The organism is Duganella paludis, from assembly GCF_054461335.1.
In genome coordinates, this window is the sequence record NZ_CM136922.1 from 3,257,996 (window position 1) to 3,277,794 (window position 19,799).

A 19,799-nucleotide genomic window follows, 5' to 3' on the forward strand; every position below is an offset into this window, starting at 1 on the left:
CTACCTTGACCCGCACCATGCCCAATACCGCTACGCTCGACGAACGCGGCTTTCGTCGTATCCTAGTCCGCAATGTTACCTTGCCGCTGGCCGCCGGGGTGGTCAGTGCCGGGGTGTTTGTGGTGATGCTTGCTTATTTGATCACCACCATGAACTGGGTCGAGCACAGCGAACGCGTGATCGGCAACGCCAACCAGATCGGCAAGGAAATGGTCGACATGGAAACCGGCATGCGCGGCTATCTGCTGGCCGGCGACGAGAGTTTCCTGCAGCCGTATGTGGTGGCCAAGCCCAAGGTGGCGGCCAATATCGCCGGCTTGGCCAAGCTGGTGGAAGACAACCCGGTGCAGGTCGACCGCCTGCGCACCATTCAATACCAGCAGCAGCAATGGGACCAATATGCCCAGGAGATGATCCGCCTGCGCGCCGCTAATGGCGACGTCACCGGCACAGTCAAGACCGGGCGTGGCAAGACCCAGTTCGATGAAATCCGCCGTCAGCTCGACGCCTTCGTGAATGCCGAGCTACGCATGCGCCAGGAGCGCAACGATGACGCCCGCACCGTTACCACCTGGGTGGCGGTGGCGTATCTGTTGCTGACGCTGGGCGTGGGCGGCGTGTTGGCCTGGTTTGGACGCCGCGAGCTGACCGGCCTGTCGCGGGTCTACACCAAGGCGCTGGCGGAACATTCCGAACATTCGACGCTGCTACAGCAACAAGCCTGGCTGCGCACCGGCCAGAGCGAGCTGGCGCAGCAGGGCATCGGCCAGCTGGCCTTGCCGCAGCTGTCGGCCGCCCTGCTGCAGTTCCTGGCGCGCTACATCGGCGTGGTGGTCGGCGCGCTGTACGTGCGTGCGCCGGACGGCACGTTCCGCCGCGTGGCCTCTTACGGCTTCAGCGATGAGTGGGAACAGCGCGACCAGCAATTCAAAAGCACCGAGAGCCTGGTGGCGCAGGCGGCCCTGCAGCGCCGCATCCTGCGCCTTGAGCCGGTGCCGGCCAACTACATCCAGGTCAGCTCCGGCCTCGGCAGCGCCGCCCCGGCCAGCGTGCTGGTGGTGCCGGTCGATACCGACGGCGACATCAACGGCGTGGTCGAACTGGGCCTGTTGCGCCCGATCGAGCCGCGCGATGTCGATCTGCTGGCGCTGGTGAAAGGCAATATCGGCAGCGCCATCGAAGCCAGCTCGTCGCGCCAGCGCCTGCAGGAAGTGCTGGCTGAAACCCAGCAGCTCAACGAAGAACTGCAAGTGCAGCAGGAAGAACTGCGCACCGCCAACGAGGAACTGGAAGAACAATCGCGCGTGCTGGAAGAGTCGCAGGTGAGCCTGGAAAACCAGAAGGCGGAGCTGGAACAGACCAACGAACAACTGTCCGAGCAAGGCCAGGCGCTGGACCAGAAAAATGCCGAGCTGCAGAAAGCGCAAGGCGACTTGGAAGAGCGCGCCCGCGATCTCGAGCGCGCCAGCCAGTACAAGTCGCAGTTCCTGGCGAATATGTCGCACGAGCTGCGCACGCCGCTCAACAGCTCGCTGATCCTGGCCAAGCTGCTGTCGGAAAACGCCCAAGGCAACTTGAACGATGAGCAGGTGCGCTTCGCCAACACGATCTACTCGGCCGGCAACGACCTGCTGAACCTGATCAACGACATCCTCGACATTTCCAAGGTCGAGGCCGGCAAGCTGGACCTGGTGCCGGAGCAGCTGTCGGCGCGTCACGTGGTTGAAGGCATGGCCATGGTGTTCGAGCCGCTGGCGCAGCAGAAGAAGCTGGCCTTCCAGTTGCAGCTGCAAGAAGGCGCCGCGCAACAGATCGTCACCGACCGCCAGCGCCTGGAGCAGATCCTGAAGAACCTGCTGTCGAACGCGCTCAAGTTCACCAGCACCGGCCAGATCACGCTGTCGGTGCAGGCGCGCGGCGGCGATGCGCTGGCCTTCTCGGTGCAGGATACCGGCATCGGCATCCGCGCCGAGGACCAGCAGGGCATCTTCAACGCCTTCCAGCAGGCCGACGGCACCACCAGCCGCAAGTACGGCGGCACCGGCCTGGGCCTGTCGATTTCGCGCGACCTGGCGCAGCTGCTGGGCGGCGAGATCACCCTGGTGAGCGAACCGGGCAAGGGCAGCTGCTTCACGCTGACCCTGCCGACCGCCTGGACCGCGCCGGACGCCGGACCTCGCGCCGGCAGCTCCAGCGCGCCGGTCCTGGTGGCCGCCAGCACCGCGCCGCTGCCGGATCTGCATGCGCCGGTGCCGGCGCCATCGCCGGCGCCTTCCGTGCCGCGTGCGTTCGACGACGACCGTGCCCTGGTCTCGGCCAGTGAGCCATCGCGCGGCCGCCTGGTGCTGGTGGTGGAGGACGATGCCGCCTTTGCCCGCATCCTGTACGAACTGGCGCATGAAAAGAAATACCACTGCCTGGTCGCCTTCGACGCCGACGAGGGCCTGGCGCTGGCGCGCGAATACCGTCCGGACGCCATCATGCTCGACATCCGCCTGCCGGACCGCTCCGGCCTGTCGGTGCTGCAGCTGTTGAAGGACGACGCACAGACCCGCCACATCCCGGTGCACGTGGTCTCGGGCAGCGACAACGGCGAGGCCGCGCTGCACCTCGGCGCGATCGGCTTCGCGCTCAAGCCGACCACGCGCGAACAACTGATGGAAGTGTTCCGCCGCATCGAGACCAAGCTGACGCAGAAGATCAAGCGCGTGCTGCTGGTGGAAGACGACGACCGCCAGCGCGACAGCGTGGTCCAGCTGATCTCCGACGAGGACGTGGAAATCGTCGCCGTCGGCAGCGGCGAGGAAGCGCTGGCGCTGCTGCGCACCACCATCTACGACTGCATGATCATCGACCTCAAGCTGCCGGACATGCAGGGCAACGAGCTGCTGCAGCGCATGGCCGGCGAATCGCTGGCGGCGTTCCCGCCGGTGATCGTGTACACCGGCCGCAACCTGTCGCGCGCCGAAGAGGCCGACCTGCACAAGTATTCGCGCTCGATCATCATCAAGGGTGCGCGCTCGCCGGAACGCCTGCTCGATGAAGTGACGCTGTTCCTGCACAAGGTGGAAGCCGACCTGTCGAGCGAACGCCAGCGCATGCTGAAAACCGTGCGCTCGCGGGACCGCGTGTTCGAAGGCCGCCGCATCCTGCTGGTGGACGACGACGTGCGCAATATCTTCGCCCTGACCAGCGCGCTGGAGCAAAAAGGCGCGCTGGTGGAAGTCGGCCGCAACGGCTTTGAAGCGCTGGAAAAACTCGATGCCGTGCCGGACATCGACCTGGTGCTGATGGACGTGATGATGCCGGGCATGGACGGCCTGGAAGCGACGCGCCGCCTGCGCGCCGATCCGCGTTTCGCCCGCCTGCCGGTGATCGCCATCACCGCCAAGGCCATGAAGGACGACCAGGAGCAATGCCTGGCGGCCGGCGCCAGCGACTACCTGGCCAAGCCGATCGACCTGTCGCGCCTGTACTCGCTGCTGCGCGTATGGATGCCGAACGCCGAGCGGAGATGATGATGCAGCACAGCGACACCGATATCGAGCTGAAGATGTTGATGGAAGCCATCTACATGAAGTACAGCTACGATTTCCGCGACTACACCGGCGCCTCGCAGAAGCGCCGGGTGCAGCACGCGCTCAAGGAAATGGGGTGCGACAGCATCTCGGCGCTGCAGGCGCGCATCATCCACGAGCCGGCCGCTTTCAGCCAGCTGCTGCAGTACCTGACCATTCCGGTCACCTCGATGTTCCGCGACCCGACCTATTTCGCCGGCCTGCGTGAGCACGTGATGCCGGTGTTGAGCACCTATCCGTCGCTGAAGATCTGGATCGCCGGCTGCAGCACCGGCGAGGAAGTGTATTCGATGGCCATCCTGCTCAAGGAAGAGGGCTTGCTGGAACGCAGCATGATTTACGCCACCGACATCAACCCGCAGTCGCTGGAGAAGGCGCGCAAGGGGATGTTCCCGCTTGACGCCATGCGCGAGTACACTGAGAACTACCAGGCCGCAGGCGGCAAGCGCAGCTTCTCCGACTACTATACGGCGGCGTACAATGCCGCCTTGTTCGACAGCTCGCTGTGCGAAAACGTCACCTTTGCCGATCACAGCCTGGCGACCGACGCCGTGTTTGCGGAGACTCACCTGATCAGTTGCCGTAACGTGATGATTTATTTCAAGAAAAAACTGCAGGAGCGCGCCTTCGGCCTGTTTCACGAGTCGCTTTGCCATCGCGGTTTCCTGGGCTTGGGCAGCAAGGAAAGCCTCGATTTTTCGGTGTATTCGCCGCAATTCGAGCCCGTGCTCAAGCGCGAACGCCTGTTCCGCAAGCGCTGAAGCACATGGACATTGCCCGCATCCAGGCCGCGCTGGCCGGCCGCGCGTTCGAGGCGGTGGTGATCGGCGCCTCGGCCGGCGGCGTCGGCGCGCTGCTGCGCCTGCTACCGGGATTGCCGACCGATTACGGCCGCGCCGTGGTGGCGGTGCTGCACATCCCCGAGGGGCGGCAAAGTCAGTTGGCGCAGGTGTTCCAGCAGCGCATGCAATTGCCGGTGCACGAGGCGCAGGACAAGGAGGCGGTATCATCCGGGACGCTGTATTTCGCCGGTTCGGGCTACCATCTCTCGGTAGAGCAGGACCGCAGTTTTTCCCTCAGTTGCGAGGCGCCATTGCATTTTGCCCGGCCCGCAATTGATTATTTGATGGAATCGGCGGCCGACGTCTACGGTCCGGCCGTGGTGGGCATCCTGCTGACCGGCGCCAACCACGACGGCGCCGCCGGGATGGCTGCCATCGGCGCGGCGGGCGGCCTGACCGTGGTGCAGTCGCCGCAGGAAGCCGAGGTGCCGACCATGCCGCTGGAGGCGATCCGCCTGCGCGCGCCGGACCTGATCTTATCGTTGGATGAAATACAAAAATTGCTGATGATGCTGGAGAATAATTAATGCAAGACGCATCCCCCACCAAGCTGCTGATCGTCGACGATCTGCCGGAAAACCTGCAAGCGCTGGAGGCCCTGATCCGGGCGCCCGGGCGCGAAATCTACCAGGCCGGCTCGGGCGAGGACGCGCTGGCCCTGTTGCTGCAACACGACTTCGCGATGGCGATCCTCGACGTGCAGATGCCGGGCATGGACGGCTTTGAACTGGCCGAGCTGATGCGCGGCACCGACAAGACGCGGCAGATTCCGATCATCTTCGTGACGGCGGCGGGCAAGGAGCTCAATTATTCCTTCAAGGGTTACGAGGCCGGCGCGGTCGACATCCTGTACAAGCCGCTCGACCCGCGCGCGGTGAAGGGCAAGGTGCAAGTGTTCGTGGCGCTGTACGAGGCGCGCGAAGCGATGCGGCGCCAGGTCGAGGCGCTGGAGGCGGCGCGCCAGGAACAGGAGGCCACCCAGGCCAAGCTGCAGCACGCGTTGGTGATGCGCGATGAATTCATGTCCATGGTGTCGCACGAGATGCGCACGCCGCTCAACACGCTGTACCTGGAAACCCAGTTGCGCAAGATGCAGCTGGAGCGCGGCAATATGGCGGCTTTCGGCCCGGAACAGCTGCAGCGCATGGTGGCGCGCGACGACCGCCAGATCCAGAGCATCATCCGATTGATCGACGACATGCTCGACGTTTCGCGCATGCGCAGCGGCAAGCTGTCGCTGCGGCCGGGCTGGGTCGAGTTGTCCGGCCTGCTACGGCGCGTGGTGCAGGACTTGACGCCGCAAGCCATCACGGCCGGCGCCACCATCACGCTGGACGCGGCCACGCCGGTCAGCGGCTGGTGGGACGAGTTCCGCATCGAGCAGATCGTCGTCAACCTGCTGACCAACGCGCTGCGCTACGGCTGCGAGCGGCCGGTGAGTGTGAAGCTGACGGTGGAGCAGGACTGGGCGCGCGTCGATGTGCGCGATTGCGGTTCCGGCATCGCGCCCGAGCATCACGCCAAGATTTTCGAGCCCTACGAGCGTGGTGTCGGCAGCGACGGCCCGGCGGGCCTGGGACTGGGCCTGTACATCTCGCGCCAGCTGGCCGAGGTGCACGAGGGCAGCCTGACGCTGGAGAGCAAGCCCGGTGAAGGTTCGGTGTTCAGCCTGACGCTGCCGCGCCGCGATGCGCCGCCGGCGCCATAAATCCTGATCAGCGCGAGCGCGATTCCTCGCGGCGCTGGATCAGGTAATTCTTCAGGTCGTCGAACGTGACTTTGCCGCGCTGGTTGGTGTCGATGTGGTCGAAGTTCTTCTCGATGAAACCGAGGCCGGCCTGGTGCGCTTCGTCGCGGGTCAGCATGCCGCTGTTGTCCTGGTCGGCTTCTTCAAAGCGCTTCTTCAATTTCTGCATGGCCTGGTAGCGCAGCAGCACCGGGCCGGAGGTGTAGTCGGGCAGCGGCTTGCGCAGCGCCGGCGGCAGGTACGGTTCGGGATGGGCCGGGGCGGAACGCACGGCGGCGGGCGCCGGCGTGGCCGGGTCCGTGTTCGGCGTCTGTGCGCCGGCATGCGACATGACTGCAAGGCTCGCTGCGGCGCCCAGCATGGCTAATTGCAAAAGCTTCATGATTGTCTCCCCCGCATCTGCAGATGCTTGGCTTAGTGTGACACTGTGACGCTGTTCATGAAATTAATCAAATCTGTTTGCTGCGTTCGACGTGCGCTGTCGTCTAGATACGTCATGTGACCGCTAGCATAGTATTTCAGCACAATTGCCTGCTTGTCATCCAGCCTGGCCAGATCGAGTTCGGTCTGGTGGTGCGGCGTGGCCAGGTCGTGGTAGCCGTTTATCGCCAGCACCTTCATGGCCGGGTTCAGCGTCATGGCGGCGGCCAGGTCGGGGATGGTGTCCGGCAGCTGCTTGCCGTCGTGGCTGAAGTTCCAGCGGTTGATGATGTCGACGAAGGGCGCGTAGGCCGAGCCGGCCGTGTAGTGCAGTTCGCCGGCCAGGTAGCTAACGATGCTGCTGGAGAACGAGGCGTTCACCACCGTCAGCGACGGATCGCCGTCGCGCGCCAGCGTGCTGTCCTTGGGCGCGATCACGCGGGCGTCATAGCGGCCCAGCAGCTGGCCGCTGACGGCGTTCTGCTGGTAGTAGCTGGGTTGCATATCGAAATTCTGCTGCCAGGTCAGGGTGCCCATGCCGGTCAGCTCGGACAGCTGGTTGATGACGGCGGGCGGCGGCGCGACCTGGCTGGCGAGGTAGGCGGCGATGGCGCTGCGGTAGGTGCCCGTGGCGAAGTTGCGCGCGGCGTCCGGCGAGATGGCCGCCGCGCGCTGGTGATAGGCGCTGGTGAGCAGGTAGGTCGGGATGTAGCCTTCGCAACTGATGGCGCCGGGATCGAGCACGCCGCAGTTGCTGTTGTAGTCCATGATGGCCGATTGCAGGACCAGGCCTGCGATCTGGACGCCGGCCGTCTCCAGCAGGTTGGCCAGCACCGCCGTGCGCGGCGCGCCATAGGATTCGCCGAACAGGAACTTGGGCGAAGCCTCGCGCTTGTTGACCGCGACGTAGCGCTGGACGAAGTCGCGGAAGGCGGCGGCATCGGCGTCCACGCCCCAGAAGTCGGCGTTGGTGTTGGGGGCGATGGCTTGCGTGTAGCCGGTGCCGACCGCGTCCACGAACACCAGGTCGGACTGCGGCAGCAGCGTCTCCTGGTTGTCCACCAGCTGCACCGGTGGGATGGTGGCGCTGGGGATGTTGCTGACCAGGCGGCGCGGACCGAAGGAGCCGAGATGCAGATAGGTCGATGCCGAGCCGGGGCCGCCGTTGTAGAAGAAGGTGACCGGGCGCTTGCCGGCGTCGGCGCCGGCCACGGTGTAGGCGACGTAGAAGAACGAGACGGTGGGCTTGCCGGTCTTGACGTCGACGGCGGTCAGGTGGCCGGTGGTGGCGGTGTAGTTGAACGGCTGGCCGTTGAGCTGGATGCGGCTGGCGATAACGGCGGTGTTTTCGTTCGGCGTCGCCAGCGAGGCGTTGGCGGCGCTGGAGTAGACGGTGCTGTCGGCGAAGGAGCCGGCTACGGGCGGCACCACTACCGGCGGCACGACCGGCGGCGAGGTGGGCGGCGTTGCGCTGCCTTCGCCACCACCACCTCCTCCGCAGCCAGCCAGCAGCGCCGCGCAGGCGAGCACCAACGAAGCGCTGGTCAGCCCGGGCAACCGCCATTGCAATCTTGTGCAAAACGCCACGATACCTCCCGCAGAGATGTATCGTGAATCATACGCCCGATCACATCTTATTTGTGCCAAAAATCCTGGTGCGCCAGGCGCGCTTCTTCTTCGCGCAACGGGCCGATGACTTCGGTCGGGCGCTGGCCGGCGGCGAACACCGTGCGGCAGGGCAGCGACAGCGTCGGGTTCTCGGGATCGCTGCCGGTCAGTTCCAGCAGGCTGGCCTCGGACATGGCGTACACCACGCGCCCGACGCCGCTCCAGTAGGTGCCGCCGCTGCACATGGCGCACGGCTCGGCGTTGGCGTACAAGGTGGCCGTCGCCAGTTCGGCGGGGCCGTGCTGCTGCGAGGCCAGGCGCAGCGCGTTCATCTCCGCATGGGCCGTGCGGTCGCTGCTGGATGCGTTCATCGCTTGCGAGATCACCGTGCCGTCGGCCGCCACCACCATGGCGGCGAAGGGGTGGTGGCCTTCGTCGCGCGAGCGCTGCGCCAGCGCCAGTACCTGGGTGAGGAATGCGTGGTCCTGCGTTGTTGCTGTCACTGTTGCTGCGCTCATCGTAAAACTCCGTAGTGCAAATTCTGCTGCTTGAGGTAACTGCGATAGGCCAGCGACATCCGGTCGCACGCCACCGACACTTCCGCGCCGGGAATCAGCGGCAGGCGCGCCGGATGCTGGCTTTCCAGGATCGGCTTATCCTGCAGGAAGATGGTGTCCTGGAACTCGCGCATGGCTTCGTAGCTGGAAGTGAAATCATTCAGCGCCATGATGATCCACACCCGGGTGCTGGTTTCCGTCAGCGGCTGCGAGAACAGGGCGATCGCTTCGCGGATCGCGCCCGGCGGATGCTTGGTCAGGATGGTGGTCAGCGGACGCACCACGCGATAGGTGTATTCGATATCGCTGCCGCCGGTGGCGGAACGGCTGGCTTGCGGCTGGAAGGCATAGCATTGCTTGGCCCAGACGCCGCTACCGTATTCGGGATCGTCGAAGGTCTCGACGGTGTAGTCGGGCACCGCCGGCTGCTCCTTGTCGCCCAATATGCCCTCGTGGACGAAGGCGAAGTGCGCCATGTCGAGGAAGTTCTCGACGATGCGCGGCGCGCTGGCCTGCACGTCGTAGTGACCGCACCAGACCTTGCGCAGCTGGTCGTCGGCGAATTCCGGAAAGGCTGGCGGCCCGGCATGCGCCGGCGTGCCGAGGCACACCCACGCCATGCCGTACTGCTCAACCACGTGATACACCGCCACCTGCGCCTTGGTCGGCGCCTGTGGCAGGGCGGGGATGTGGATGCAGCGTCCCTCCTTGCCGAAGGCCCAGCCATGATAGGCGCAGCGCAGCGTGTCGTCCTGCAGCGCACCCATGGACAGTCGCGTGCCGCGATGCGGACAGCGGTCCTCCCAGGCGTGCAGCACACCGCCGCTGTCGCGCCACAGCACGAGGCGCGTGTCCAGCAGGTCGGTGGCCAGCATGGTGCCGGCCGCAACCTGGTTGGAGAGCGCGACCGGATGCCAGTCGTTGTAGAGGACCGGGTCCATGCTTACTTCGGAATCGTGCCGTCCACGCCCTGCACGTAGAAGTTCATCGACAGCAGTTCCTTCTCCGGCATCTTGACGCCGGCCGCGTATTTGATGGCGCCCGATTGGTCCTTGATCGGACCGGTGAACGGATCGAAGGTACCGGCGGTGAGCGCGGCCTTCTTCTCATCAAACAGCTTGGCCACATCGGCCGGCACCACGGCATTCACCTTGGACATCTTGACCATGCCTTCCTTCAAACCGCCGCGATACTCGCTGGTTTTCCAGCTGCCCGCCAGCACCGCCTTGGCGGTATTGATGTAGTAGCCGGACCAGTCGTTGGTGGCGGCGGTCAGGTGCGCCTTGGGGGCGAACTTGGTCATGTCCGAATCCCAGCCGAAGGCGTACACGCCTTTTTCCTGCGCCACTTGCAGCGTGGCCGGCGAGTCGGTGTTCTGCGCCATCACATCCGCGCCTTGCGCCACCAGGGTTTCCGCCGCCTGGCGCTCTTTCGCCGGGTCGTACCACGAGTTCACCCAGATCACCTTGGTCTTGATCTTCGGGTTGACGCTTTGCGCACCGAGCGTGAAGGCGTTGATGTTGCGGATCACCTCAGGCACCGGGAAGGAGGCGATGAAGCCCAGCGTGTTCGACTTGGTCATCTTGCCGGCCAGGATGCCGTTCAGGTAAGCGCCTTCATACAGGCGCGACTCGTAGGTGCCGAAGTTCTTGCCGTGTTTGAAGCCGGTGGCGTGCAGGAAGGTGACGCCGGGCGTGGACTTGGCCACTTTCTCGGTCGCGTTCATGTAGCCGAAGGAGGTGGTGAAAATCAGCTTGTTCCCTTCCGCCACCAGCTTGCGGATGACGCGCTCGGCGTCCGCACCTTCCGGCACGTTTTCCACGTAGCTGGTTTTCACTTGCGCGCCCAGTTCCTTTTCCAGCGCCAGGCGGGCCTGGTCGTGAGCGTAGGTCCAGCCGGCGTCGCCGACCGGGCCGACGTAGACGAAACCGATCTTCAGCGGATCGGCTGCGAATGAAGGCGCTGCGATCAGGCTGGCGATGGTTGCTGCGGTTGCGGCCAGGCTGGCCAATACGGTGCGGCGATTCATCATACGGTGTCCTTTACGTTGAGAAGCGGATTAGAAGTGGTACTCGGCGCGCACCATCGGCGTTTTGGCGGTGGCGCCAGGGTTGCTCTTGGTGGTCGGGTTGCCGAACTTGTTACGCCAGTATTGGTAGCCCACGCCGATCTTGAAGGTGTTTTTCGGCGTGCCGATGTTTTCGCTGATGTCGTACATGATCTGGGCATCGATATTGGTTTCCGGCGCGGTGGCGCCGCCGAATTCGTTCTTGCCCTTGGCGCTGATGTAATTGAGGTAGCCGTTGAACTGCAGCGGGATGCCGGCGGTGAACGGGATGCCCCATGCGGCGCCGAACATGGCGTGGGTCTTGTAGCGGTAGCGCGGCGTGGCCTGGTTGGTGAAGGTGCTGTAAGGCGCGTTCGACTCCCACATCGCCAGCACGCTGACGTCCAGGAAGCCCGGCACGTCCAGCATCAGCGTCGGGCCGGCGACCAGCATGCGTTTCTTGGAGTTGTAGCCGGCGTCGGTCTTGCTGTTGTAGTCGAAACCGACGGTGGCGCCGACGCCGCGCACCGGACCGAATTTGTATTCGGTGCCGTTGATCTTGCCGAAGTCCAGGGTGTTGCGGTACAGCGCATAGGCTTCGTGCGCGCCGCTGTTGGAACCGGCGGCCGATGGATCGAGGTTGGACGACATCAGCAGGTCGACGTTGAAGAAGTTCTTACCGTACTTGTAGCCGGAGACGTGGCTGACGTTGACGATGTTCTTGGTGATGTCGTTCTTGTTGAACGGCTCGGCGAAGTCGGTGCCGTAGCGGTAGCCCAGGTAAGTGTCACTCCATTCGGCTGCCTGCGCGGAGCAGGTGGCGAAGACGGCGAGTGCGGCGGTGCAGCGGACAAGGTGTGACACGTGCGACATAAAGGCTCCTTCAAGTTGTTGTAGTAAGAGGTGAGGCAAGCTAGGACAACACTTTTTTTGTATCCAATCGTTTTATCAATTGGATTCAATCTCGTCTACCTCTCTAGCAATTAGCGGGCCAACTATTCAGAATCCGGACAACACTTCGGCCAGATTCACTTTTTTGTCCTGCTCCGCCAGCCGCAGACGCGCTTCGATTTCCAGCAGGTGATGTTCGATCAGGTGGCTGGCTTCCTTCACCTTGCCCTGCTCGATGAGGGTGGCCAGATCCTGGTGTTCGTCGTTCTCGCACATGGCGCTGCCGGGCGCCTCGTACAGGGCGATGATCAGCGAGCAGCGCGACACCAGCTCCGCCATGAAGCGCTGCAGCACGTGGTTGCCGGCCAGTTGCGCCAGCAGCAGGTGGAACTCGCCGCCCAATCGTATCCAGCCGGCGCGGTCGCCGCTGCGGCGGGCCGCGTCTTCCGCCTTGAGGGCGGCGCGGATCTGGCGGATCGAATCGGGCGTGGCGTTCTCTATGACGAGCGGCACGATTTCGCGCTCGATGGCGCGCCGGGCGGCGAAGATTTCACGCGCTTCCTTGGGCGTGGGCGAGGCGATGACGGCGCCGCGATTGGGCCGCAGTTCGATGATGTGGTCATGCGCCAGCCGTTGCAGCGCCTTGCGCACGGTGGTGCGGCTGACCTGATACAGCTCGCAGAAATCGGCCTCGCCGAGGTGGGTGCCGGGCGGCAGGCGGTGGCTCATGACGGCGTTGACGACGGCTTTGTAGATGCGCATATCGACGGCGGTGGTACCGCGTTTGACTGCTTGATCGGCTTTGCGCTGGTCGGGCATTGCTGGATTCTCCTTGGGTTGCTTGCTTACCCTGGTTAAGCAGGAAGCGTGCTAGCGCGTGTACAAAACCGGTGCCTTAATTGTGTACGAAAACACTTTGTTTTCAACTTTTGTGCACGTTTTTGGGGAGATTGACACCAAAACGGCGCATTCAACGGTGCATGAATATGGCATGCTACTTGCGTCTGTATTCGCATCTGACTTTGTATACGATGAAGGGAAGACGTCGATGACTGAACCGCGCTTGCAGATGCTGGGCGTCTCCAAGATCTATCCTTCGGTGGTGGCCAACGCCGGCGTCAACCTGACCGTCATGCCCGGCGAGATCCACGCCGTGCTGGGCGAGAACGGCGCCGGCAAGAGCACCCTGATGAAGATCATCTACGGCGTGGTCAAGCCGGATGAAGGCCAGGTGATGTGGGAGGGCCGCCAGGTCCACATCCACTCGCCGCACGATGCGCGCAAGCTGGGCATCGGCATGGTGTTCCAGCATTTCGCCCTGTTCGAGACGCTGACGGTGGCCGAGAATATCGCGCTGGCGTTGGACGACAAGGTGACGCCGGCCGCGCTGGCGCCGCGCATCCGCGCCGTCTCCGAACAATATGGTTTGCCGCTCGACCCGGAGCGGCTGGTGCACAGCATGTCGGTGGGCGAGCGGCAGCGGGTGGAGATCGTGCGCTGCCTGCTGCAGTCGCCCAAGCTGCTAATCATGGACGAGCCGACCTCGGTGCTGACGCCGGACGCGGTGCTCAAGCTGTTCGAGTCGCTGCGGCGGCTGGCGGCGGAGGGCGTGAGCATCCTCTATATCAGTCACAAGCTCGATGAGATCCAGACCTTGTGCGACAAGGCCACGGTGCTGCGCGGCGGGCGCGTGTCCGGCACCGCCTTGCCGAAACAGGAAAGCGCCAGGTCGCTGGCGGAACTGATGATCGGCCGCGAGCTGCCGGAATGTGTACACAATCCGCGCGAGCCGGGCGAGGTGCTGCTGGCGCTGGAAAAGCTGAATGTGCAAAGCGACGACCCGTTCGGCACGCGCCTGAAGGACATCAGCCTGTCGCTGCGCAGCGGCGAGATCATCGGCATCGCCGGTATTTCAGGCAACGGCCAGCAGGAACTGTTAAAGGTGATCTCCGGCGAGCGCGCGCTGCATAGGCGCGAGGGAACGATACACCTCGGCACGCAGGACGTGGGTGGGCTCGATGCCGCGCAGCGGCGCCAGCTTGGCCTGGGCTTCGTGCCGGAGGAGCGCCTCGGGCGCGGCGCGGTGCCGGACCTGTCGCTGGCCGACAATGCGCTGCTGACCGGCTACGTGGCCGCCGCCAACACCGGCATGGTGAAGCGGGGACTGGTGCAGGGCGGCGCGGTGCGCGCCTTTGCGCAGCAGGTGATCGAGCGTTTCAAGGTCAAGTGCGGCGGCGCGCAGTCGGCGGCGGCCAGCCTCTCCGGCGGCAATCTGCAGAAATTCATCGTCGGCCGCGAGATCATGCTGGCGCCGAAGGTGATGGTATTCGCGCAGCCGACATGGGGCGTGGACATCGGCGCGGCCGTGCTGATACGCCAGGCCATTATCGACATGCGCGACCAGGGCGTGGCGGTGCTGGTGTTGTCCGAGGAGTTGGATGAATTGTTCATGATGAGCGACCGCATCGCCGTGCTGGCGGACGGCCGCCTGTCGCGCGCGGTGCCGGCGGAAGCCACCAGCGTCAACCAGATCGGCGTGTGGATGAGCGGCGATTTCGATCACCAGGGAGCAGACCATGTCACGGCTTGAACGACGACCCGAACCTTCGCGCCGCATGATGCTGGCGTCGCCGCTGATCGCGGCGGCGGCCATGCTGATCACCGGCTCCATGCTGTTCTTCTTCATCGGCCAGGAGCCGCTGCACGCTTTCTATGTGTACTTCGTCAAACCGTGGACCACGGCTTACGGTGTGGGCGAGCTGCTGCTGAAGGCGACGCCGCTGATCCTGTGCGGCGTGGGGCTGGCGATCGGCTTCCGCGCCAACGTCAACAACATCGGCGCCGACGGCCAGTTGACGGTCGGCGCCATCACCGCCAGCGCGGTGGCGCTGTACTTCGACGGCGTGGACGCCTGGTGGGTGCTGCCCCTGATGCTGCTGGCCGGAGCGCTCGGCGGCATGCTGTGGGCGGCGATACCGGCACTGCTGCGCACGCGCTTCAACACCAGCGAGATTCTGGTGAGCTTGATGCTGGTGTACGTGGCGTATCACCTGCTCAGTTATCTGGTGCACGGGCCGATGCGCGATCCGGATGGTTTCAACTTCCCGCAGTCGAAGATGTTCGGCGAGTCGGCCACCTTGCCGCTGCTGGTGGAAAACCTGCGCGTGAACGCGGCCTTCATCCTGTCGCTGCTGATGGCGGGGGCGGCGTGGTTCTTCTGCCGCCATACCTTTGCCGGCTACCGCATGCAGGTCAGCGGCATGGCGCCGGCGGCCGCGTTGTACGCCGGCTTCAGCGAGCCGCGCAACGTGTGGCTGGCGTTCATGGTCAGCGGCGCGCTGGCGGGACTGGCCGGCGTGGGCGAGGTGGCCGGTCCGCTGGGGCAGTTGCAGCCGTCTGTGTCGCCAGGCTACGGCTTCGCCGCGATCATCGTCGCGTATGTGGGGCGCCTGCATCCATTGGGCGTGGTGCTGTCGGCGTTGCTGATGTCGTTGCTGTACATCGGCGGCGAGACGGCGCAGATCGAGTTGCAGACACCGTCCGCCATCACCGGCATCTTCCAGGGACTGCTGCTGTTTTACCTGTTGGCCGCCGACCTGTTCATCCATTACCGGATCAAGCCGCACAAGCAAGGAGTGTTTGCATGATGAGTTCTGACTTGCTGATCGCCTTCCTCGCCAGCACCGCCGGCGCGGCCACGCCGCTGGTGGTGGCGTCCATGGGCGAACTGGTGACCGAGCGTTCCGGCGTGCTTAATCTGGGCATGGAGGGCATGATGCTGGTGGGCGCGGTGACCGGCTTCGGCGTCACGCTCACCACCGGCAGCATGACACTGGGCCTGCTGGCGGCGATGGCGGCCGGCATGCTGATGTCATTGGTGTTCGGCTTCCTGGTGCTGACGCTGCAGACCAACCAGGTGGCCACCGGGCTGGCGCTGACTTTGTTCGGCATCGGCGTATCGGCCTTCGTCGGTCGTGGTTATGTGGGGCAGACGGTGGAACGCATGCCGATCATTTTCGGTTTCGACGGCATGGTGTTCTTCTCGATTGCGCTGGTGGTGGTGGTCGGCTGGGCGCTGGCGAACACGCGCCTCGGCCTGGTGATCCGTGCGGTGGGCGAGTCGCCGCACAGCGCCCATGCCATCGGCTTTCCAGTGATCGGGCTGCGGTATGGGACGGTGCTGTTCGGCGGCGCGCTGGCCGGCCTGGGTGGCGCTTACCTGTCGCTGGCGTTGACGCCGATGTGGGTCGAAGGCATGACGGCGGGGCGTGGCTGGATCGCGCTGGCGCAGGTGGTGTTCGCGACCTGGAAGCCGCGCGGCGTGCTGGTGGGTGCTTACCTGTTCGGCGGCGTGACGGTGTTGCAGTTCCATGGCCAGGGCCTGGGGCTGGCGATACCGTCGGAGTTCCTGTCGATGCTGCCCTACCTCGCCACTATCGTTGTGCTAGTGCTTATCTGCCGCAATCCGCAGACAATCTTGTTGAACAAACCAATGTCGCTCGGGCAGAACTTCAAGCCCGATTAATTTGTGTTGTATCGCCGCTGAAAAATGCGGCGTTGCGACAATTGGTGAATTTCCAGCATAGTAAATGCTTCTATTCTTTGGGAGATCCCAACGGAAGGAGCGGTCATGCGAGTAAATAGCCCCGTCACACAGAACGAGTACGTCATGGACGATGGCAAGACCATCGTCTCGACCACCGATTTGCAAGGCAATATCAACTACGCCAATCCCTACTTCCTTGAAGTGAGCGGATTCACGGAAGAAGAGTTGATCGGCGCGCCGCAGAACATCGTGCGCCATCCCGACATGCCGGTGGAGGCGTTCGCCGATTTGTGGGCCACCATCAAGAGCGGCATGCCGTGGACCGGGATGGTGAAGAACCGCTGCAAGAACGGCGACTATTATTGGGTGCTGGCGAACGTCACGCCCGTCATCGAGAACGGCAAGCCGGTGGGTTACCTCTCGGTGCGCACCAAGCCATCACGCGAGCAGGTGCGCGCGGCCGATGCGGTCTACCGCGAAATCAAAGCCGGCAACTCACGCAATCTGCGCATTGAAAAGGGCCGTGCTGTGTCGACCGGTATCTCCGCCCGGCTGCGCGAGATGACGCGCGCCTCGCTGCCGGCGCAAATCGCCGCCGCCACCACGTTGCTGGTGGGCGTGCTGGGTGTGCTGGCGTTGTCGCTGCTGCTGATGGATGATGCCACCGTGGCCAAGGCGCACAACTGGCTTGCCGGTGCGGCGATTGCCGCCATGGCGGGCATGCTGCTCTTTGGCCGCAACCTGTACGCGAACGTCGCCTTGCCGCTGCGGCAGGCCACGCGCTGCGCGCGCATGATGGCCGGCGGCGACCTGACCTCGTCGATCGACATCCAGCGCGACGACGAAGTGGGTCAGCTGCTGGCGGCGCTGCGGCAGACCAATATCAACCTGCATAGCATCATCGGCGACGTGCGCGCGAACTTCGACGAGATCTCGGTGGCCACCGATGAAATCGCGGATGGGAATATGGATTTGTCGGGCCGCACCGAATCGCAGGCATCCAGCCTGCAGCAGACCGCGTCCAGCATGGAGCAGTTGACCGCCACGGTGCAGCAGAGCGCAAGCAATGTGGCCAGCGCCAACCAACTGGCCGAGCGTGCGCGCGAAGTGGCGGCGCAAGGCGGCACCATCGTGTCGCAAGTGGTGACCACCATGGGCGATATCAGCGCCTCCTCCAACAAGATCCTGGACATCATCGGCCTGATCGACGGCATCGCCTTCCAGACCAATATCCTGGCGCTGAATGCGGCGGTGGAGGCGGCGCGCGCCGGCGAGCAGGGGCGCGGCTTTGCGGTGGTGGCGACCGAAGTGCGCGGCCTGGCGCAGCGCTCGGCCACGGCGGCCAAGGAGATCAAGGCCTTGATCGATACCTCGATCCAGAAGGTGCAGGCGGGGACCACGCTGACCAACAGCGCCGGCCTGACCATGACGGAGGTGATCGATTCGGTCTCCCGCGTGTCGAAGGTGATGGGCGAGATTTCCAACTCCACGCGCGAGCAGAGCGACGGCATCGGCCAGGTGAACCAGGCGGTGATCAAAATCGACGACATCACGCAGCAGAACGCGGCGCTGGTGGAGCAGGCCGCTGCGGCGGCCGGCAATCTGGCGCAGCAGGCGCGTTGCGTGTCGCAGGCGATGGCGGTGTTCAAGCTGCAGCAGGTGGCCGGCGCGGGATTGAAACGCCAGCCGGCGCACGTCAAGGCTGAAAATAAGGCGCGCTTGCAGCTGCATTGATATCATGTCGCTTTCTACAAGCGGCATGGGTCGATGAACATTACACTGGCGGGGCAGGGATGGAGTTTCGAGGCGGAGGCGCCGGAGACGGTGCTGGAGGCGGCCGGCCGGGCCGGCATCCGTTTGCCCAGCTCCTGCCGCAACGGCACCTGCCGCACCTGCATCTGCCTGTCCACCGGTGGCGCGGTGCGCTACAAGATAGACTGGCCGGGCCTCAGCCTGGACGAAAAACGCGAGGGCTACATCCTGCCCTGCGTGGCGATCGCCACTTCCGACCTGGTGATCGAGGCGCCGGCCGCCAGCATTGTTTAGCCGGTGAACTCGGTGTAGGCGAAGCCGTTGCCGATGACGCCGATCAGGGCCGCCTGGTTCTCCGTGCTCTCGCCGAAATCGGCCAGCACTTGCGCGCGCGAGACGTCGCCCTTGTCCAGATGCCCCAGCCACCAGTCGAAGCCGGCCGAGTCGCCAGCGCGGTGCAGCACGTTCTGATACAGGCTGTTGAGGAACTGGGCGTTGCTCTGGTTGACGCCGTACTGGTCGGCGAATTCCTGGCCGCTCATGAAGCTGCCGGCGACGTCGACCAGGCTGACGCCCTTGTCCATCACATCGATCCAGTAACCGAGGCCGGCCTTGTCCGGCACGCGGTTGAAGGCGGCCTGGTACAGCCGGTAAGCCTGGCCGCCGAGGCCGTTGATATCCAGGCCCACCATGGTGTCGCCGAATTGCAGGCGCTCGATGCCGCTCAGGGTATTGGCGCCGCTGCCGTTCAGGGACACAGTGTAGCTGTCGCCGTTGCGGACGATGGTGTAGTCGGCCGCCGAACCGGCGAAGATGACGGTGTCGTTGCCGGCGCCGCCTTCCACGCGGTGGCCGCTGCCGGCCAGGATGATGATGTCGTTGCCGTTGCCGGTATTGGCATGCAGCTTGCCGCCGCCGCCTTTGAGGGTAACGTTGTCGTTGCCGTCGTCGGTGGAAATGACCAGGTCGACGCTGGGCGCACCGCCCAGGTTGATGTTGACGACGTCGTTGCCGGCGAAGTTGTTGCCATCGGCCAGCAGCGCGCTGATGACGCTGGTGTTGCCGGTGACCGGCACGCCCAGGTTGCTCATGACGACGCTGCTGCCGTCGGCATACTTTTCCTCGTAGCCGGTGGCCGTGCCCGATACCGCCAGCGTGCCGCGCCCTTCGCCGATGGCGTAGTAGTCGCCGCTGAGGTAGAAGTTGCCGGTGAGGCTGCTCGATAGCAGCGAGCGGTCGGCATGGCCGCTGATCGAGGTCACGACGCCGCCGATCTGGCCGCTCGGCGACAAGCTGACGTTGCCTTGCATGGTCATGCTGACATTGCCCAGCGTCGCGTCGTAGTACGGGCTGTTGGCCGGCAGCAGGGTCTGGATGGTGGCCGAGTAGATGTTGCCGCCGTTGCTGGACAGTTGCAGGCCGCCAGCGGTGGTGTAGTCGTAGCTCATTGTGCCGTCGATGGACAGGCGATAGGCAGCAGGCACATATTGCTCCACGCTGCCGATGCTGGCCACGCCACTAGGCGCGCCGGTGTTGGGCAGCACCACGCCACCGTATTTGATATAGGCGCCGTCGGCGAAATTCACGCTCAGGTTGCTGCCGTTCAGCGAGTAGCTGCTGTAATTCTCGTAGTAGCCGGAAAAGGTGTAGTCGGCCAGGAAGAGCTGGCCGATGTCCTCGCCCAACGAAGTGCCGCCGCCAGCGGCGTCGAGTTGGTGGACGAGGGTGCTACTCAGATTGATATTGATATTGGCCATGGCGCTGTGTGTTTATTGTAAGTATGAGATTTTTACATACGCAAACCAATGCAA

Annotated in this window: 17 protein-coding genes; 9 read left to right on the plus strand and 8 right to left on the minus strand. The window is 64.3% G+C overall.

The features are described from left to right. Positions 1–17 precede the first annotated feature (17 nt). From ACXZ1M_RS14505 to ACXZ1M_RS14520, 4 genes are read left to right on the plus strand one after another with little or no spacing between them, the layout of a single operon-like run. The gene (locus tag ACXZ1M_RS14505; RefSeq protein ID WP_459053826.1) at positions 18–3,518 is read left to right on the plus strand and encodes a response regulator; all 3,501 of its coding nucleotides are present in this window, start codon (positions 18–20) and stop codon (positions 3,516–3,518) included. Between the two features lie 2 nt (positions 3,519–3,520). Beyond that, positions 3,521–4,339 carry a CheR family methyltransferase gene (locus ACXZ1M_RS14510; protein ID WP_459054022.1) on the plus strand — a complete coding sequence of 273 codons (819 nt, stop codon included), beginning with the start codon at positions 3,521–3,523 and terminating at the stop codon, positions 4,337–4,339. 5 nt (positions 4,340–4,344) lie between these two features. Beyond that, the gene (locus tag ACXZ1M_RS14515) at positions 4,345–4,947 is read left to right on the plus strand and encodes a chemotaxis protein CheB (RefSeq protein WP_459053827.1); all 603 of its coding nucleotides are present in this window, start codon (positions 4,345–4,347) and stop codon (positions 4,945–4,947) included. After that, entirely contained in the window at positions 4,947–6,128 is a 1,182-nt protein-coding gene (locus tag ACXZ1M_RS14520) for a hybrid sensor histidine kinase/response regulator (protein ID WP_459053828.1), read from the plus strand. Before ACXZ1M_RS14515 ends, ACXZ1M_RS14520 begins: the two co-directional genes overlap by 1 nt. 7 nt (positions 6,129–6,135) lie before the next feature. Here the strand turns inward: ACXZ1M_RS14520 and ACXZ1M_RS14525 are convergent, their stop codons facing one another. The 7 genes from ACXZ1M_RS14525 to ACXZ1M_RS14555 all read right to left on the minus strand — a co-directional run bounded on the left by ACXZ1M_RS14525 (position 6,136) and on the right by ACXZ1M_RS14555 (position 12,509). Continuing rightward, a complete protein-coding gene (locus ACXZ1M_RS14525; protein ID WP_459053829.1) occupies positions 6,136–6,549 on the minus strand; it encodes an EF-hand domain-containing protein in 414 nt (137 codons plus the stop codon). Between the two features lie 32 nt (positions 6,550–6,581). Then, entirely contained in the window at positions 6,582–8,144 is a 1,563-nt protein-coding gene (locus ACXZ1M_RS14530; RefSeq protein WP_459053830.1) for a S10 family serine carboxypeptidase-like protein, read from the minus strand. 77 nt (positions 8,145–8,221) lie between these two features. Then, positions 8,222–8,713, minus strand: coding sequence for a nucleoside deaminase (locus ACXZ1M_RS14535; protein WP_459053831.1), 492 nt, complete (start codon positions 8,711–8,713; stop codon positions 8,222–8,224). Continuing rightward, complete coding sequence (locus ACXZ1M_RS14540) at positions 8,710–9,693, minus strand: aromatic ring-hydroxylating dioxygenase subunit alpha (RefSeq protein ID WP_459053832.1); 984 nt, start codon at positions 9,691–9,693, stop codon at positions 8,710–8,712. Before ACXZ1M_RS14540 ends, ACXZ1M_RS14535 begins: the two co-directional genes overlap by 4 nt. 2 nt (positions 9,694–9,695) lie before the next feature. After that, a complete protein-coding gene (locus ACXZ1M_RS14545) occupies positions 9,696–10,784 on the minus strand; it encodes a BMP family ABC transporter substrate-binding protein (protein WP_459053833.1) in 1,089 nt (362 codons plus the stop codon). Positions 10,785–10,811: 27 nt separating this feature from the next. After that, positions 10,812–11,672 (minus strand): outer envelope protein, encoded by an 861-nt coding sequence (locus ACXZ1M_RS14550; protein ID WP_459053834.1) that lies wholly within the window; start codon positions 11,670–11,672, stop codon positions 10,812–10,814. A gap of 126 nt (positions 11,673–11,798) precedes the next feature. Next, complete coding sequence (locus tag ACXZ1M_RS14555) at positions 11,799–12,509, minus strand: GntR family transcriptional regulator (RefSeq protein WP_459053835.1); 711 nt, start codon at positions 12,507–12,509, stop codon at positions 11,799–11,801. Positions 12,510–12,738: 229 nt separating this feature from the next. Here ACXZ1M_RS14555 and ACXZ1M_RS14560 point away from each other — a divergent pair, with 229 nt between their 5' ends. The 5 genes from ACXZ1M_RS14560 to ACXZ1M_RS14580 all read left to right on the plus strand — a co-directional run bounded on the left by ACXZ1M_RS14560 (position 12,739) and on the right by ACXZ1M_RS14580 (position 18,282). After that, positions 12,739–14,280, plus strand: a complete 1,542-nt coding sequence (locus ACXZ1M_RS14560; protein ID WP_459053836.1) for an ABC transporter ATP-binding protein — start codon at positions 12,739–12,741, stop codon at positions 14,278–14,280. Beyond that, positions 14,267–15,337, plus strand: coding sequence for an ABC transporter permease (locus tag ACXZ1M_RS14565; protein WP_459053837.1), 1,071 nt, complete (start codon positions 14,267–14,269; stop codon positions 15,335–15,337). The genes ACXZ1M_RS14560 and ACXZ1M_RS14565 overlap by 14 nt, the downstream gene beginning before the upstream one ends. After that, a complete protein-coding gene (locus tag ACXZ1M_RS14570) occupies positions 15,334–16,215 on the plus strand; it encodes an ABC transporter permease (RefSeq protein ID WP_459053838.1) in 882 nt (293 codons plus the stop codon). The genes ACXZ1M_RS14565 and ACXZ1M_RS14570 overlap by 4 nt, the downstream gene beginning before the upstream one ends. A gap of 105 nt (positions 16,216–16,320) precedes the next feature. After that, the gene (locus ACXZ1M_RS14575; protein ID WP_459053839.1) at positions 16,321–17,970 is read left to right on the plus strand and encodes a methyl-accepting chemotaxis protein; all 1,650 of its coding nucleotides are present in this window, start codon (positions 16,321–16,323) and stop codon (positions 17,968–17,970) included. Positions 17,971–18,003: 33 nt separating this feature from the next. After that, entirely contained in the window at positions 18,004–18,282 is a 279-nt protein-coding gene (locus ACXZ1M_RS14580) for a 2Fe-2S iron-sulfur cluster-binding protein (protein ID WP_459053840.1), read from the plus strand. Here ACXZ1M_RS14580 and ACXZ1M_RS14585 read toward each other — a convergent pair. Then, positions 18,279–19,745, minus strand: coding sequence for a DUF4214 domain-containing protein (locus ACXZ1M_RS14585; RefSeq protein WP_459053841.1), 1,467 nt, complete (start codon positions 19,743–19,745; stop codon positions 18,279–18,281). The two genes, ACXZ1M_RS14580 and ACXZ1M_RS14585, sit on opposite strands and share 4 nt — an antisense overlap. Positions 19,746–19,799: the final 54 nt, after the last annotated feature.